Origin of the sequence: Acinetobacter sp., assembly GCF_050285345.1 — a bacterium.
Lineage (GTDB): Bacteria > Pseudomonadota > Gammaproteobacteria > Pseudomonadales > Moraxellaceae > Acinetobacter.
In genome coordinates this window covers 1-14,067 of sequence record NZ_JBLZXR010000090.1, presented here as the reverse complement: position 1 = coordinate 14,067, position 14,067 = coordinate 1, and the positions used below count along the sequence as shown (strand labels likewise).

14 protein-coding genes and 1 tRNA gene are annotated in these 14,067 nt (G+C 41.9%); all 15 read right to left on the bottom strand.

Annotation, left to right across the window (positions count from 1 at the left end; genetic code table 11):
• Window positions 1-2: 2 nt before the first annotated feature.
• The 15 genes from ACN6OV_RS07985 to ACN6OV_RS07915 all read right to left on the bottom strand — a co-directional run bounded on the left by ACN6OV_RS07985 (window position 3) and on the right by ACN6OV_RS07915 (window position 14,032).
• Window positions 3-75 (bottom strand) — tRNA-Thr (locus ACN6OV_RS07985).
• Window positions 76-173: 98 nt separating this feature from the next.
• A complete protein-coding gene (gene trpE, locus ACN6OV_RS07980; protein WP_427951697.1) occupies window positions 174-1,667 on the bottom strand; it encodes an anthranilate synthase component I in 1,494 nt (497 codons plus the stop codon).
• A gap of 120 nt (window positions 1,668-1,787) precedes the next feature.
• Complete coding sequence (locus tag ACN6OV_RS07975) at window positions 1,788-2,456, bottom strand: phosphoglycolate phosphatase (protein WP_427951694.1); 669 nt, start codon at window positions 2,454-2,456, stop codon at window positions 1,788-1,790.
• 99 nt (window positions 2,457-2,555) lie between these two features.
• A complete protein-coding gene (locus ACN6OV_RS07970; protein WP_427951691.1) occupies window positions 2,556-3,227 on the bottom strand; it encodes an FHA domain-containing protein in 672 nt (223 codons plus the stop codon).
• An 89-nt stretch (window positions 3,228-3,316) separates the two neighbouring features.
• Window positions 3,317-5,539 (bottom strand): type II secretion system secretin GspD, encoded by a 2,223-nt coding sequence (gspD, locus tag ACN6OV_RS07965; protein ID WP_427951688.1) that lies wholly within the window; start codon window positions 5,537-5,539, stop codon window positions 3,317-3,319.
• A 42-nt stretch (window positions 5,540-5,581) separates the two neighbouring features.
• Entirely contained in the window at window positions 5,582-6,427 is an 846-nt protein-coding gene (locus tag ACN6OV_RS07960) for a type II secretion system protein N (RefSeq protein WP_427951686.1), read from the bottom strand.
• Entirely contained in the window at window positions 6,427-7,170 is a 744-nt protein-coding gene (gspN, locus tag ACN6OV_RS07955) for a type II secretion system protein N (protein WP_427951683.1), read from the bottom strand. Before gspN ends, ACN6OV_RS07960 begins: the two co-directional genes overlap by 1 nt.
• Before the next feature lie 168 nt (window positions 7,171-7,338).
• A complete protein-coding gene (locus ACN6OV_RS07950) occupies window positions 7,339-7,665 on the bottom strand; it encodes an H-NS family nucleoid-associated regulatory protein (protein WP_427951700.1) in 327 nt (108 codons plus the stop codon).
• Window positions 7,666-7,808: 143 nt separating this feature from the next.
• Window positions 7,809-8,237 (bottom strand): acyl-CoA thioesterase, encoded by a 429-nt coding sequence (locus ACN6OV_RS07945; RefSeq protein ID WP_427951681.1) that lies wholly within the window; start codon window positions 8,235-8,237, stop codon window positions 7,809-7,811.
• A gap of 10 nt (window positions 8,238-8,247) precedes the next feature.
• Window positions 8,248-9,441: a heme biosynthesis protein HemY gene (locus ACN6OV_RS07940; protein WP_427951678.1), complete on the bottom strand. Its 1,194-nt coding sequence runs from the start codon at window positions 9,439-9,441 to the stop codon at window positions 8,248-8,250.
• A gap of 6 nt (window positions 9,442-9,447) precedes the next feature.
• A complete protein-coding gene (locus ACN6OV_RS07935; protein ID WP_427951675.1) occupies window positions 9,448-10,290 on the bottom strand; it encodes a hypothetical protein in 843 nt (280 codons plus the stop codon).
• Window positions 10,287-11,066, bottom strand: coding sequence for a uroporphyrinogen-III synthase (locus ACN6OV_RS07930; protein WP_427951672.1), 780 nt, complete (start codon window positions 11,064-11,066; stop codon window positions 10,287-10,289). The genes ACN6OV_RS07935 and ACN6OV_RS07930 overlap by 4 nt, the downstream gene beginning before the upstream one ends.
• A 3-nt stretch (window positions 11,067-11,069) precedes the next feature.
• Window positions 11,070-11,987 carry a hydroxymethylbilane synthase gene (gene hemC / locus ACN6OV_RS07925; protein WP_427951669.1) on the bottom strand — a complete coding sequence of 306 codons (918 nt, stop codon included), beginning with the start codon at window positions 11,985-11,987 and terminating at the stop codon, window positions 11,070-11,072.
• A 95-nt stretch (window positions 11,988-12,082) separates the two neighbouring features.
• Complete coding sequence (locus ACN6OV_RS07920) at window positions 12,083-12,823, bottom strand: LytR/AlgR family response regulator transcription factor (RefSeq protein WP_427951665.1); 741 nt, start codon at window positions 12,821-12,823, stop codon at window positions 12,083-12,085.
• Window positions 12,824-12,877: 54 nt separating this feature from the next.
• The gene (locus tag ACN6OV_RS07915; RefSeq protein ID WP_427951663.1) at window positions 12,878-14,032 is read right to left on the bottom strand and encodes a sensor histidine kinase; all 1,155 of its coding nucleotides are present in this window, start codon (window positions 14,030-14,032) and stop codon (window positions 12,878-12,880) included.
• Between the last annotated feature and the right edge of the window lie 35 nt (window positions 14,033-14,067).

The window sequence follows — 14,067 nt, the reverse complement described above, 5'->3', positions numbered from 1 at the left end:
GGTGCCGGCACACGGATTCGAACTGTGGACCTACTGATTACAAGTCAGTTGCTCTACCAACTGAGCTATGCCGGCATTTCTTAGTGTTTCGTACGTTTCGTATCGGAACGGTGTGCAGTTTAGCAAATCTTGAAATCCTTGCAAGTGTTTTTTCTAAAAAAAATGTGAAAAACTCACAAAATCAATCCATTTGATGATAATTCAACCGCTTTAATCACTGCACGAGCTTTTATTTGCGTTTCATTCCATTCTGATTCAGGATTTGAGTCATAAACCACCCCCGCTCCCGCCTGTACATAGACCTTATTTTCACGAATAACACAAGTACGAATAGCAATCGACATGTCCATTTCGCCATGCCAGCCTAAATAACCGACAGCACCGCCAAAAATTCCACGTTTAACTGGCTCGACTTCGTCAATAATTTCCATGGCACGAATTTTTGGTGCACCTGAAAGTGTGCCTGCTGGGAAGGTTGCTTTGAAAACATCCAATGCATCAATCTCATCACGTACTTCACCTTGTACATTGGACACAATATGCATGACATGTGAATAACGCTCGATCACCATTTGATCGGTCACTTGAACTTGACCGATTTTTGACACACGTCCAACATCGTTACGACCTAAATCAATCAGCATTAAATGTTCTGCAATTTCTTTTTCATCCGACAGCAAATCTTGTTCTAATGCTAAATCCTCTTCTTTGGTTTTTCCACGTGGTCGCGTACCTGCTAATGGGCGCACTGTTGCAATCCCATTTTCCAGCCGAGATAAAATTTCAGGCGAAGAACCCACGATATGAAATGGCGTGTTGTTTTCTAAAGTCTGCCCTTGTACCAAAAAGAGATAGGGTGATGGATTGAGATGACGCAGTGCACGGTAAACTTGCAATGGCTCACCATCAAAGTCCGACACCATTCGATGCCCGGGCACCACCTGCATGACATCGCCAGCTTTGATGTACTCTTTGACTTTCGCAATTGAGTCAATAAAGTTGTCATGTCCGGTAAGTGATTCAAAATGCGGTGCGCTGTGTTTTTCTGCTTGAAGTACAACAGGTGTTGCCAGCAACGCTTCGAGTGCATCCAATTGTGCTTGCGCTTTAATATATGCATCTGTGTCATTGACATCCGCATGCACAATTAAAAATAAAGTATCTTTTAAATTATCAAACACAATGACGGTTTTTGACAGCATCATCCAGATATCAGGAATGCCGACAGGATCGGCTTCAGGCATATTTTTCAGCTTCGGCTCAATGTAACGCACAGCATCATAGCCAAAGTAACCGACCAAACCGCCAGTAAAACTCGGTAATGCAGGAAGATCCTGCTGTGTCGGTACCTGATACTGTGCTTGGAAGTCACGAATATATTGAAATGGATCAACACAACTGTGTTTCTCGATGTGACCATCGGCATGCTGAACTGTCAGTTGTCCTTCATTACATGAAAAGACGGTCGATTCACCGAGCCCGATAATCGAATAGCGTGCCCAGTTTTCTCCACCTTCAACCGATTCGAATAAATACGCTTGCTTATGTTGTTTTAAACGTGCAAATACCGAAAGTGGAGTTTCGGTATCTGCTAAACGTTGGCGGTATACGGGAATAAGGTTATAACCTGCTGTCTTAAGTTGATCAAACTGAGTCTGTGTAGTCATTTTATGTTCTCTATATTTTCGTCTGGTCGGTTTCAGTTAATTTTTTTCTAGATGCTGACTTAGTGACGCCATCGAAAAACTACACACTCACTCATTTTCAATTCCCTATCCTTATTTATTTCAACCCAATAATTCTTTTAAATTATCAACAACCCATTGCGGCTGACAATCTCGAATATTTTCACCATGATTATAGCCATAGCTGACCACAATACAATCAATACCCGCACGGCGCGAAGCTTCCACATCATTCACGGAATCACCCACCATTAAAATTTCTGTTTTAGCCAAGCCATAATGTTCTACACAGAACAACAATTGCTTCGGATGCGGCTTACGCTCTTCAAAACGATCTCCGCCTATCACATCATCAAAGTATTGATTCATGCCCAAAGTCTCGACAATACTGCGTGCAGGTTGCTCCGGTTTATTGGTCACGCAGATCAGAGTTTTATTTTGCGCCTTGGCCCAGTGTAAAAATTCTAAAATCCCATCAAAGGGCTGCGTCAATACACAAGGATCTGCGTTGTAGATTTTAAGAAATGTCTGTAGCAGTAAATGGTGCTGTGCCGCATCGACCTGACCCGTCAGATGTTCAAGCACACTCTGACAAAAAATTGAGGTGCCTTTTCCAATCCAATGCCGCACTTGTGTTTCTGTCACCAATGGCAATTGCAACGCATTCAAACTCATATTCATGGCACGATATAAATCTGAAGCCGAATCGACTAGCGTCCCATCAAGATCAAATAAAATCATCTGGCGTTCTGCTAAACGAAGTTCAAACATAATTACCCTCTACTTACTTCAGAATGATTTAGACATAAAATGAACTTAGACATAAAAAAGGCATGCCCATGCATGCCTTTATTTTAGGATAGTTCAAACTTATTTGAACAACACCCATGCAATAATGGCAAGAATAATCAAGACAATAATCGAGATTAAACCAATCGATGCATTTTTTTGTGTTTCGCGCTCTTGCTCTACACAAGTATTCGGAATTTCAACATTACACGCTTCTGGTTTTACCGGCGCATGAATGTCCACACCTTCTGGAATAGGTGCTGGCTTAGGTATACCGACATTGGTTGGCATACCATCACGCGTCAACTGTATTGAATCATCGCGCTCTTTCAATTCAGGCATACCCTGATCATTCATGTGCTGAGCAGGTGTTTTCTCGGCCACGACTTCTTGCGCAGCAGTTTCTGATTCTTTCAGCGCTTCAACACTTTGCTCAATTTCAACTGGAACTTCGACCGCTTGAGCGGGCGCAAGCACGCTAAATCTCACACTGGCAAATTGAATAATATCGCCTTCTTTCAGCAAAGATTCACCTTCCAAACGTACATCATTAATAAATGTTCCATTTGAAGAGTTCAGATCTTGTAACCACAACGCCTGATCTTTACATAAAAAAGCCGCGTGCTTACGTGAAATGTCTGACTGCTGTAACACGATATCTGCCTGCTGATGACGCCCCACCAACATATCTCGCTCAATACTGATTTCTTGTCCTGTTAAATCACCAGAAATCGCTTGAATTTTCCAAGTCATGAAATTGCTTCTCTATACTCGTTTTTTTCATCATAACATGCTCTTCTTTTAAAGCTGAACAGCATGTTTCGCTGGATATTATGGCTTTGTTACCCACTTTTCTTGGGCGTAGCAATACTCTGACGCTGAACAGGTGGCTCAATCGCAACTGGGGTTGTCACGACAGCAGCTGGCTGATTCGCCGCAGGTGCGGTAGGTACCGTCTGATAAGTAGGTGCTGGTGCAACTTTTTTCGACACTGGAATACGCTGTTGATAAACATCATCCACATTTTCTGGCAACTTGGCAAAATTACCATCGGAATCTAGCGCTAACTGCAAGCTATACAACTGACTATAACGCTGTTGTGACATTTTCTTCACATCTGCAGCACTACCAACAATCGTTGGATGAATAAAAATCAATAAATTGCGTTTGGTATTGGCTTTACCTTCGGAACTAAATAGTTTTCCAAGTATAGGAATCGCCCCCAAGCCCGGTATTGATTGACGACCATACAAAGTATTGTCTGAAATCAGACCGCCCAATACGATGGTTTGCCCATGCTCAGCCAAAATGGAGGTTTTAATGGCACGTTTACTGGTGACCAAATCCTGTGCTTGACCTTTATTGGCCTTCACATCGGAAACTTCTTGTTCAACCTCTAAACGTACCGAACCACCATCTCCGATATGCGGAATCACTTTCAAGGTGACCCCGACATCTTTACGTTCGATCGAGGTATAAGGATTGGCTGTACCCCCTGTCGTGGTGACCGAACCGGTTACAAAAGGAACGTTCTCACCCACCACAATATAGGCTTCTTCATTATCCATGGTCACAATAGACGGCGTAGACAATAAATTGGATTTAGTATTTTCTTTTAAGGCCTGAATCATCGCACCATAAAGCTTGCGTGAACCATCACTACCTTCACGATAATCTCCCAGAATCAGCGAACTTCCGGCACCAACCGCACCGGCTGCACCTGCAGCACCTCCCGTCAGGTAACCTGCTGCAATCTGCTGTAAGCTGGTCCCAAAATTATCGAAATTAATGAGTCCCACGCCACTGCTGATATCGCCGAGTGCCCACTGTACGCCGAGCTGATCTGCATCCGTACCTTCCACCTCAATAATCGCCGCCTCAATCAGTACTTGTTCGCGACGAATATCTAACTGCTGAATCGCTGACTCAATTTCACGCATCAGCTGCGGATCGGCTTTGACAATCAAAGCATTTTGCGTGTTATCCGCAATAATGCTGACCCCATTGGCATTAAAACTTGAAATACCATTTTGAGCGTTATTCGTGGAATTATTACCGTTCAGATTAATCCCTGAACCGGTATTGTTTTGCGCTGTATAAGATGATGAAGATGAAGTAGAAGTGCTGTTCTCTAACAGGTTGTTCATGGAACTGCTATTGCTGCTACCCGATGTATTGCTCCCCGATACAGCTTGCCCTGTCACCAATCCCTGTAGAATTTCAGAGAGATTTTTAGCACTGGCATACTTTAAACGGAAGACTTTTAATCCGCCCAAACGATCTGCTGCAGGTACATCCAAAGTTTCAATAATCTGGCGAATACGCTTTCGGGTTGCAGTATCACCTTTAATAATAATGCGGTTGGTGCGATTGTCCGCAATCACCCGAATACGAGAACCTTTAGGGTCTTTCGATGCGCCAGTCGAACTCATCGACTCAAGCAAACCAATCATTTCTTCTGCTTGGCTCGACTGCAAGGTCACCGCCTCAATATCATTTTGGCCCGTGCCATCCAAATTACGAATGATGGTTTCGAGTTGATAGATATTACTTGCGCGATCGGAAACAATCAGGGCATTGGTACCTGCCACAGCAGATAAATGTGCAAATTGTGGCATCAAAGGGCGTAAAGCAGGAATCAAGTCATTGGCATTGGTATTATCGAGCCAAATCACTCGAGTCACAATTTGATCACCCGTTGCACGATGACGACCATCGTACGGAATCCCCGAGCTTTTAACATTACTATCTGGTACCAAACGAATGGTATTTCCCGATGGAATCGCGACCACGCCGTTGACATTCAATACGCCTAAAAAGAGGTCATAGACTTCACTTTTATTCAGCGGCTTATTCGAAATTACCGTGACATTTCCACGAACCCTTGGATCGACGGCAAAATTTTTCCCTGTGATGTCCGCCACTTCATTAATAAAAGCGGTTAAATCTGCATCACGTAAATTAATTTTCCAAGTTTGTGCGAAACTTGCCGTACTCACCATCGCAACCAAGGGCACCATGGCATAGGCAGCTAAAGTTGCACGATTATTATTAAATAAAGCCATAAATGCCTGTCTACCCTAACCCTATAAAGTGATGCTTCATCACTAAAAATCCTGCTGTATAGTCACCACTTGGTCACCACGTTGTACTTCTAACTTCACCTGCCCTTCACGGCGGGCTTGTTCTAATAGCTGTGCCTCAGATTGTCCTGATCCGATCGTTTGCCCATTTAAAGACAAAATACGGTCTCCCGGTTGCAATCCCAACTTACTTCTTAATGCCGCTGGGGTGCGACTGGTAATTTCAAATCCACCACTGGATGACGGTGTCACCCCCATTTCCTGCATATATTGTTCACGGTTTTCGGCCATGCGTTGTACCGCCTGCCCAATCGCGCTTTGTGCGCTATTATTGGTCGTCGAATGATTTGACACGTTATTATTTTGCATATCTGTCGCACTGGTTGGAGGCACAATGGGTTGATTCAATCCATTTTCGATGCCTTTAAATGCTAGCTCACGCGTTGCGCCATTGCCTTGCCTTAAGATCACCTTATCCCAGTACACTTCAGCCAATTGATAGGATGAACCCTCAATGGTTTCCCCAACCAAATAGCGATCCGCTGTTTCATTGACTTTAATCACCGCAGAAGAATACTGACTGGGTTGTCCGACCACCACCCCTTGAAGTACTAGATTCAATTGCTCATCTGCTGCTGATGTACGGTTTTCTTGAAACAGTGAAAATGAGCTAATATTCGGCACTTGAGCCTGCTGAGAGCCCAATTCAACCCGATCCAACTGCATCACTTGAGGCGGTGCAAGCAACAACCAAAAAAGTGCGGCAAGTTTCCAACACAGATACAGAATCAACAACACCAACAAAACTGGCGCAAGTCGGTCGGCTTGTTTCCAATTGATATCCCGAATTTTATCTAAATAATCAGCCATCAATTCACTCCCTTTAAGAGTGGTTGACGTGAGCTAATCACATAAGTATCGAGACCTGCCTTACCTTCATAAGACGCCACATTCATTAGAAAACGCTGTGTTAGCTGTACATCCAGCATCAAATCAGGCTCAAGTTGCAGATTCATCATTTTTTGATCGCGTTGATCTCGAACATCAATCACCAATTTCGACTGATCTTCTTTTAGCTTTGCCACAAGTGAGGGCATCTTCATCGTGTCTTGGCGCTGCGCAAAGGTAAATGCCAAATCTCCGCCCGCCCATTGCAACTCACCATCTACGGCACTAAAACCCTGCTGTGGTTTATATCTGAATTGGACATCTTTGAGCTGAATCGCATTCACTGGCCATTGCCAATCAGCAAATGACTTTAAGGTTTCAGGCGCAATCTGTCCTTGTAACTTTTTGACGCTCATCGTTTTGCCGAAGCCATAACCCAGTACACCTTGCATTTTGGTGTTGCCACTATGGATTTCAACATTTGCACCGAGACGTAATAAAATAAGATCCCAAGGACGAGTTTTCCAACTGAGCGAGCCTTTTAACTTACCTTGCGTCCAATCCGCTTGCCCCTGCCAAATATTGCCACTGACGTTATGTAATATTTGATTGTTTTTATAAAATTTTGTAATAAGCCATGCAGCTGGCACTTGCAGCAGCACGAAGATAAAAAAACTGATGACAGCAAAAATAAGCCATCGAATATTGTTCGATTTATTGATCATTCCACCACAACCAACCCATCAATTTTCCCCATAATTTAAACTTTTTTCTTTATAAACACATTATGCATACTTTTTCTGCATAGCCAATTCAAAGATATAAAAAAACCAGGCGCTTGCCTGGTTTAATTATCCTGAACGCAGGATATGACCATTTTATGAAAAATTTGCTTAAATCAAGAAATCTTCAAGTTTGGCTCCTTTTTCAAGTTCAGCAACTAACCAACGTGGTTGCTTACCGCGACCGGTCCAAGTATCTGCAGCATTGGCTTTGCTGCGATAACGTGGTTCTACCGCTTTACGTGTGGTTTTTTTACGCTTAGTCGCGCCAAATTCAAGAATTTGCTCCACGGTTAAATCTAAGCTTGCTGCAATTTCAACAATACGGTTATAAGCATCTTCAATCGCTTGATCTTTTTTAGATGCAATCAGTGCTTCAGCTTCAACTTGAAGCTTTCTTAACTCTTCAACTGACAAATTACTAATATCAGGCATAATCCATAACTCCAAAAAATTCATATTATTTTGCTTTTTAAAACATGTTCATAATATTTATAATAAAATATTAATTCAATCTTTAATTAGCATTTCATCACAATAAATTAACATGAGTGGCTTAATTCAACATTAAAACATAATACTTAAATATTATTTTCAACCGTAGATTCAAGCTTTCTAATCTGATTTTTAATATGCTCAGGAATTGCAGTTTTTTGCATGGTTTTATTATCCACACATACAATAACAGCATCGCCAGTTGCGACAATATTCTCTTGCGTTTCACTCCATAAAATATAACTCATGCGAAAAGCACTATTTCTGAGCTCTTCTACACGGGTCGCGACTTTTAATTGATCAGGATAAACCACTGGTCTTAAATATTTACACTGATTTGAAGCAACAACGGTTACCACATTTTGATTTAATATATTTAAAGTATCTAAATAACGAATTCGAGCACTTTCCATATAACGGTAATAATGCACATTATTTACATGTCCAAAAGCATCCATATCTCCCCACGCCACACTTTGTGGATGGATGACTGGATATCGCGATAAATCTTGCATATAAAATCCTTTATATTTTTATTTCCATAAAATTAGCATTATTTTCAAAGATTAAATTTAACTGTTTGTTTAAATCTTCTTGCGAATTTAACGCAGATTTAATTCGAAGATAACTCATCAGCACATCATCTGGATATAAACTTAATAATGCTTGAGCCTCTGTTTCACGCCCTGTCGCATTATAAATATACCAAGTTGCAAAACTAAACACTGGCAAAGCTGGATATTTCTCTTCCCACTGCTGAATTTGTTGTTCAACCGCAGCATAATCTGGATTTTGCCTCAACATTTTCTGCTGGAACCACATAAAGAACACATCTTGATTAAATTGCTGCTCTAACAAATGTACCGCCAGTTGTGAATGCTCTAGGCTCATCTCAGGCATGCGCGATAACACTTTTAACCACAATACTTTTACTGCATATGGGCGCTCTTCAATTTGGTCATGTAAATCATGATAACGCTGCTTTAAACGCTGTAGGTCATCGACATCGGCTTGATCAAATGCCAACAGCAATTGTTCTAACCACGCTCGCTTCGTAACTTCATCTAAATGACCATATTGGGTTGAGCGTAAATATAACCATGGGAACTGCAATACAAATACACCCCACAGTGCCGTTAAGCGCTGCTCATAGGCACTACTGACTTTTTTTAACCAAGGTGAAAGCTCATGCTGTGTGAGAAACTCCAAATGCGTTAAAGCTTTTTCTCCATCCTGTTGCGCCAAGTAAATTTCAATACGTTGTAATTCAGCCAACTCAAATGCCATTGGAGTGGTTTGATTTAAAGCATCGAGTGCCATGCTATATTGTTGTTCGCCCCAATATAAACGTGCATCCATAATGTCTTTTAATAGTCCAGATTGCGTAAAAGCCTGCTGAATAAATACCTTCTGATCTTGTTCGGCATTTAATAGCCAAATAACCGCCAACTGTTCATAAGGATGTAATTTATTAAAACTAAAAACAGTTTCTGATTTACGTTGCTCACGACTCAGATAACGCTTTACTCCATACCAAATTAATTGGGCGGTGCAACTTAACAATGCCAAAACAAATACCATAAACCAGATATTGGATTGTATTTGCCATTCATGCCAGTAAATATAAATATACCCCGCGCCATGACCAAAACTCAAAACACTGATAATGGCAATGGTGAGCAAACTCACCAATACATAAGCCAATAAAATTTGTTTCATAGTTCGTTATCCGATGAGCGCCCGAGTATTTAAATGCGGTACAGACAAAACAGGAATATCTTTGAGTTGCATCAAGCGCTGCTGCATTGATTTTATTGAGGCGTCTGGTAATTGCTGCATGATTTGAATAATTTCAGCCAGCTCTTGCTGAAATTGAGGATATTGTCCTTGATTTAAAACCTGCTGCGCTAAAATTAATCTCAGCTGAATTTCTTTTAAGACCAAGCTACGCTGCATTAAAGCAGGACTTGGACTTTGTACCGATTCAATTTGAATCCAACGTTGCCAGAAAGATTGCTCTTTGGATGTTGGAGGATTGACATAGGGCTGTTGAATTTCTTTTTCCAGCAGTTTATCTAAAATTTGTAGGCTATTTCTGACTTTATCCAGTTGAATTTGTCGTGCTGTAACATATTGCTTTAAGTTTTCTCGATCTTTTTCAATTACTTGATGCAAACTCACCCGAAGTGCAGGGGCTAAACTTAATTGTTCCAACTGCTGATCCAATTGATTCAGTTTATCCATAGCCACACCGAATTGCTGCTGTTGCATGGCAAACTCAACCAAATCTAACTGCTGTGCAATAATCACCATAGGCTGAATGCTGCTCGACGATTCTACAGTTGGAAGTGGTTGTTCATTGGCAGGTGTTGTCAATATCGCTTGTGACCCACTCAGCTGCCGCTTCATTGCCACCAACTGATCATTCAGACCTGCGGTGTGTTGTTGTAATTGAGTTTGTTGCTGCATCAATTCAGTTTGCTGAGCATTCATTTGAAAGACATCAAAACTGAGCTTAGCCAACCAAACCACAGCAATCACAACAAGAACAATAAGCAACTTCTTCATGGGGTTTCCTGCACCTGCTGAACATATTGCAAAATGTGCGTTGGGTTTAAATCTTCGAGTTGAATTATTTTATAATCTAGCGCCAATTGCACTCGGCTTTGTGTGACGAGATTAACTAAGCGCTCTCCAAGCACAAGAAAACACGCTCGCTTAAGCAGGTCGTAATGATCTTGCATCAACTGTAGCCAATTTAACCAACTCGCCTCACTGGTCACAAGCATGCAATACCGAGGTGACGCTTGAAGGACAGAGACATACGATTGAATTGATTGCGCAGAAAGCAAGGGGAGCTGACGTTCATATAGGATAAAATTCAAAATATCAATATCACGCTCAATCAACTGCTGCATCATAAATTGACGCCCACCTTCTCCGCGCCAGAATGCAACCGTTGAACCTGCAACCAAATCCTCTAAACAGGGTAAAGTTAACATCCCTTCAGAGGTTTCAACTGAAGGCGTTACACCTCTTATGCCGTATTCCGCCAGTGTGTTCGCCGTCGCTTGACCTACAGCCACCCACTGAATTGACTCTAGCTGTGCGATCGTCAGGCCGGCCCGATCCAACCAGGCCATCCCCATTGTCACAGCGGATGGACTAACCACCACAATCACTTGAGCATTCAGCAATTGCGCATAACACTGGGCTAAATCTGCTGACCACGCGCGCGCGTGTAATTCCAACAATGGAATTTCCAGCACTTGAATCCCTGCATGTTGCAGGGTATTGGTCAGTGCTGCAGCACGATCTTGTGGGCGAGTATTGATAAAAAGCATGTATTAATACAGTGCCTTCAGAATCTCACCCGCACCTTGAGCCAATAAGTCTTGTGCCAAAGCAACGCCCAATTGCTCCGCTTGCTCAGGTGTACCCACTTGCTCTGCTTTCAGCAAGGTTTGACCATCAACACTGCCTACACGACCTTCCAAATGAATTTGTCCATCTTGGAGTGTCGCATAGCCAGCGATTGGCACTTGGCAACCACCTTCTAAATAGGCATTAAACGCACGTTCTGCACGTACGCAAACATTGGTTTCGGTATGCATTAAAGGTTGAATCAGATCCAATACAGCCTGATCATCGGTACGGCATTCCAATCCCAAAGCACCCTGTCCTACTGCAGGCAAACTGATCACGGGCTGAATAGTATGACGAATACGCTCTGCCAGCCCCAGACGTTTTAGACCTGCACTGGCTAAAATAATCGCGTCATAGTTACCCGCATCGAGTTTTGATAAGCGCGTGCCAACATTACCTCGTAAATCCACAATTTCAAGATCTGGACGTTGTTTTAAAATTTGACATTTACGACGCAAACTTGAGGTTCCAACTTTTGCGCCCTGCGGTAAATCATCAAAATGGTTATAGCTGTTTGAAACAAATGCATCCAAAGGATCTTCACGTTCACAAATCACGGCAAGACTCAGCCCTTCAGGCAAAGCCATCGGTACATCTTTCATCGAATGTACCGCCAAGTCTGCACGACCATCCAAAAGTGCTGCTTCGAGTTCTTTCACGAATAAGCCTTTTCCACCAATTTTAGCCAATGGTGTATCAAGAATTTTGTCCCCTTGGGTTACAAAGGTCACCAACTCAACTTTTAAATCGGCGTGCAACGCTTCTAAACGCGCACGAATATGTTCTGCCTGCCAAAGTGCTAGGGGGCTTTGTCGAGTTGCAATCTTGAGGATTTTCATAAATTTTTAAATACAGTCTATAGCATCGTTATTCTAAACTTAACCTGCTGACTTTAAAATGCAAGCATATTTAAAATTGTTCTACGACCGAACGCTTATAATTTCTGTATTCGTTCACGCAAATTTGGTAAGTGACGACGACTTACAGCCAGACGTTCGTCCAAATCTCGGCAACGAACTTGATACTGTCCTGAGCTCACCACTTCCAATCCATCTAAAAAGCCAACAGAAACCAGCGCATTCCGATGGATACGAATAAAGCGTTCACCAAATTCATGTTCTAAATCTTTCAAGGTCTCATCAATGAGCACGCTGCCATTTTTGTGTCGAACGGTTACATATTTTTGATCTGCTAAAAAATAATAAATATTTTCCACAGGCACTAATTCGACACCGCGATAGGTTTTTGCCGCAATTTGATGGCGGCTGATTTTTATTTCGTCCATATTTTCTTTTTGTTTTATCGTGCTCATCTGAGCTTGGGTTAATTTTATAATATGCTCTAAAACCTGCTGCAATTCCTGCTGCATGACTGGTTTGAGTAAATATCCCTCTGCATTGGACTTAAATGCATCAAGTGCATGATGATCATACGCCGTACAAAAAACAATTGCCGGCATAGGATCGAGTTCACGCAACATTTTCGCGCAGCTTAATCCATCCATTTCAGGCATTTGAATATCTAATAATATGACATCGGGTTCGAGACTTTGAGCCAAATCAATCGCTTGTTGTCCATGTGTGGCTTTGGCAACCACTTGATGTCCGAGCTGAGTGACTAAACGTGATAATCGCTCTATCGCTAGAGGCTCATCATCACAGATCAGGATGTCCATTTATCCTCCTTATCCAGTTAACGTCATTTATTTTTATAGGTTAACTGCGATCTTCTATTTATATTGATATTGCACCACAGTCGTATACATTCCGTCGCCTGCATAGGTTTGAAAAGTGACAGATTGACCATAATATGCCTCAAGTCGCTGTTTCACGTTTTCAATGGCAATACCATTCCCCTTACGTAAATTTATCTTATCCTGTGTATAAGGATTTGTAATCACAATATTAATTTGATTTTGTAATATTTCAATCAATATATTTATCGTACTCTTTGTTAAAATTTTTTCAACTCCATGAAAAATACTATTTTCTAACAAAGGTTGTAAAGTTAACAGTGGAATTTGAACTTGAGCGTATTGCTCTTTGCCCTCAAGTTTCCATTCCACCTTTAGGCGCTCACCCAAGCGAATTTGCTCAATCTCTAAATAGCGCTGACAAAGCTCAATCTCTTCGCTAAGGCTAACCAACTTCAATTCCTGAAAACTGGCACGAAATAATCGAGACAAATTCAGTAACATATTTTCTGCTTTATCGGGATCAATCGTAATCAAACTAATGACGCTGTTTAAGCTATTGAATAAAAAATGTGGATGTATCCGCGCCTGCATGGCCTGAATACGTGAATTTAACTCACTATTTTGTTGACGCTCCCCTTGTTGTCGCAAATAGGAATAACGAAAACAAAAGGCACCGAGTAACACACCATAACTTAAATTTAGTACCACACCCTCAAATAAGGTCTCCCCATGCAGTCCTGACAAACTTAAATGGCTTCCCAAAAAAAATAAGAGATTTAAAACCAGTGTTGTGGTCAGCACCAAAGCTTGCAGCAGGACAAATCCAGCGAACATGGCAGCCTTCATACCGAGCTGGCGAAAATTCGGCTTCAATAAGTCGATAAAAGCGGCGAAGGCCAGTAAAACCCAATTGATAAACAACACATGCTGTAAAACACTGCTGAACGTCAGTACTTGCCACGACTGTGCTTGCGCCAAAGCCAATACTAGACCCAGTAAATTCCCTGCAACCAACAATTCCATCAGATGCTGCCAAGGGCCACTTTTACTAAAAAAATACCAATGCGTACCTGCCTGCTGCGAAGAACGTAAAGATTGATGACGTTTGACTGCGGCAACTGAACGTGAATTTGCTATACTGCTTTCAGTTCTACCGCTTTTTATCTTATTGAGCCGACATGACCACATCTTCTAATTCCTCAAATCCGTCACAAGCCCAAACT

Coding starts and splice junctions, on each gene's coding strand:
- trpE (WP_427951697.1), bottom strand. CDS start 1,667: ATGACTACACAGACTCAGTTTGATCAACTTAAGACAGCAGGTTATAAC.
- ACN6OV_RS07975 (WP_427951694.1), bottom strand. CDS start 2,456: ATGTTTGAACTTCGTTTAGCAGAACGCCAGATGATTTTATTTGATCTT.
- ACN6OV_RS07970 (WP_427951691.1), bottom strand. CDS start 3,227: ATGACTTGGAAAATTCAAGCGATTTCTGGTGATTTAACAGGACAAGAA.
- gspD (WP_427951688.1), bottom strand. CDS start 5,539: ATGGCTTTATTTAATAATAATCGTGCAACTTTAGCTGCCTATGCCATG.
- ACN6OV_RS07960 (WP_427951686.1), bottom strand. CDS start 6,427: ATGGCTGATTATTTAGATAAAATTCGGGATATCAATTGGAAACAAGCC.
- gspN (WP_427951683.1), bottom strand. CDS start 7,170: ATGATCAATAAATCGAACAATATTCGATGGCTTATTTTTGCTGTCATC.
- ACN6OV_RS07945 (WP_427951681.1), bottom strand. CDS start 8,237: ATGCAAGATTTATCGCGATATCCAGTCATCCATCCACAAAGTGTGGCG.
- ACN6OV_RS07940 (WP_427951678.1), bottom strand. CDS start 9,441: ATGAAACAAATTTTATTGGCTTATGTATTGGTGAGTTTGCTCACCATT.
- ACN6OV_RS07935 (WP_427951675.1), bottom strand. CDS start 10,290: ATGAAGAAGTTGCTTATTGTTCTTGTTGTGATTGCTGTGGTTTGGTTG.
- ACN6OV_RS07930 (WP_427951672.1), bottom strand. CDS start 11,066: ATGCTTTTTATCAATACTCGCCCACAAGATCGTGCTGCAGCACTGACC.
- hemC (WP_427951669.1), bottom strand. CDS start 11,987: ATGAAAATCCTCAAGATTGCAACTCGACAAAGCCCCCTAGCACTTTGG.
- ACN6OV_RS07920 (WP_427951665.1), bottom strand. CDS start 12,823: ATGGACATCCTGATCTGTGATGATGAGCCTCTAGCGATAGAGCGATTA.
- ACN6OV_RS07915 (WP_427951663.1), bottom strand. CDS start 14,032: ATGTGGTCATGTCGGCTCAATAAGATAAAAAGCGGTAGAACTGAAAGC.